This is a genomic window from Microcoleus sp. T3_D1, assembly GCF_036700405.1.
Classification (GTDB): Bacteria; Cyanobacteriota; Cyanobacteriia; order Cyanobacteriales; family Microcoleaceae; genus Microcoleus.
This window is the reverse complement of record NZ_JAUBOV010000157.1, coordinates 3,892-6,197: the sequence shown is the minus strand read 5'-3', so window position 1 is coordinate 6,197 and position 2,306 is coordinate 3,892. Positions and strand designations below refer to the sequence as shown.

The 2,306-nt window shown below is 46.5% G+C and carries 1 protein-coding gene; it reads right to left on the bottom strand.

Annotated elements, in window-relative coordinates; genetic code table 11:
* Positions 1-184: 184 nt before the first annotated feature.
* A partial coding sequence (locus QT992_RS32810; protein ID WP_333378694.1) for a CHAT domain-containing protein occupies positions 185-2,306 on the bottom strand: 2,122 nt, incomplete at its 5' end.

Below are 2,306 nucleotides of genomic sequence, written 5' to 3'. Positions count from 1 at the left end.
CACTTTTGGGCTAGCTTTACTGTTTCTTTTATTCATAACCGGCGTGCGACGCCGGTGGAACGCTCTGAAGAGGACTGTTAAATTTATTAGTCCTCTAAAGAGGACTTTCGCTGTGAGGCGGGGATTTCAATCCCCGCCGGAATGTGTGTCAGACGTGTTTGTTGACACGATGAAACACCAAAAATCAATGCAAACCCTGACAAATAAACCCCGACCAATAAATCAAATCATCAAAAGGATTTGACATAGTGTAAAGATTTTTCTGCAAACTTTCATATCCTTCCTTTCGCTTCCGAATCTCAACTTCCTCCTCCGTTTTCTTGTTCAACTTCTCCTCCAACTCTTTATACTCAGCCGTACCGCCTTTATATTTGTCCTGCTGCGATTCCAAGCCTTCTAATTCTTCCTGCACCAGATTCAATTTCCGCTCTAAATCCCCAATAATTCTCGGAAGCAGGGCATCAATTTGCGGTTGATAAAGCTGCTGCAACTCCGCACCCGAAATCGTCCGCAACCGCATCTGTGCCAGTCGCAAAGCCTCTGGACGGCTCAAACCTTCCCGACGATACTGATAGTAAAAAATCGAAAACAGCGAAGTAGCAAAATCATCCACCGCCCACAAAGTGCTCACCACACTCCGCGCCCCCGCACACAAAAACCCCGTACCCAAACTAAGCAGATTATCCGTAAATTCAGTCTTAGCTAAATTAGTTTCGCAGCAAGACATAAACACATCCGATAACTGCGGCAAGCGCCAACCAGGAGTCATCAATTCCCCTAACGTGATACTCCCGTCTCCTAAAAACAATCGCGATTCTAAAGGATTGTCCAAACGCGAGACAGCGTGGTGGCTGGAGTGCATGACATTCACTTTTTGGATCAGGTTTCGATAGGCGGCAACTTTAGCTTCTTTACTTCCTTTTAAGCGTTCAGGTTCAGGCACAATTTGGGCAACTTGTTCGCACTCAAAAGGAGTGAAATACAAATCATCCGTGGCATTTTCTACAATCCCGTATTTCGGCGATTCGATGGTTGGGCGTTGATGGCAATACTCCAAAATTCGGCAACTGGGAACATAACGAATCAGGAATTTATCACCAAGGAACCGGGGGTTTTCTTGCCCCCCCCTTCTTAAGGGGGGCTGGGGGGGATCAATCGGCAACGCAGCCAGCGGAATCTGATGCAAATACAAATGCGGAATCACAATCAATTCCTCAATCCCCTCCAAACAATTACCAATCAACTCATCAACCTTCAACCGCTGCGACAACTGAGACAAAAACTCACCCATCCCCTGTTGCCAAGCTTTCCGATCCCCCAAATAAGGCGACAACCAACTCTCATCAATCCACTTCTGAAAATTTCCCCAACCCTCTCCCTGACAAGTGTGAATCTGCGGCGCTTTATCCTTGTAAATCACAAAAACATGAGTGTCATCATCCGTCGTATAAAAACAGAGAATCGCCGTCTGCGAATTATCAATCAACTGCTGCATCGCCGCAAACTGCATCGGAACAACTTGAACTTGTCCCGCTAAAACCGGATCTAAACTGCGGATATTTTCCCAGATTTGCTGCTTCTCCCCTTCCAACTCTTGAATCTTCTTCGTGTAAGCAGAAGTATCCGCCCGATTCCGTGACGAACTCCCCACACCAGCTAATCCCTTATTCCCCTCCGATGGATTGCGGAGTTGTTCGACTTCTGCGTCAATTTCCTGCTGCTTGGCTTCAAATTCATCCAAATACTTTTGGACTGCGGGCGGGATTTCGCCGCTAGCATACAAGTCATTGCTGTGCATTAAATCCACTAACCGCTGAGCACGGGTTCTATCGCAATATTCTATGGCCTTTTCCAGTTGGTTGTTGTTGACAGCAGCTTGAATTGCCTTTTCGTAAACACCGATGGATTCTGCTATCATCTGTTGGCGGATATCGTCGGAAGTTGCCCAACTTCGGCTTTTTTCTACTGCTTGAATTGCTTTCTCGAATCCTTCAATGGCGATATCCCAGAAGCCAGCAGTGAAAGCGGTATTGCCGAGGTTTCTTCCAGTTGTGAGACAGTTTAAAGGGAAAGCCGTAGGAGTGTGAATTTCTAATGCTAAGCGATAACAGGAAATTGCCTCTTCAATATTCGCCGCCCTGACTCCCTCTATTCTGTCACTATAGGCATTCCCCAAATTATTTTGAGTCATAGCCCCATCTTCGGGATAATTCTCAGGGGTACGGACTTTTAAAGCTTCCCGATAACAGGCGATCGCAAGTTCAATATTCGCCGCCCTGACTCCCTCTATTCTGTCACTATAGGCA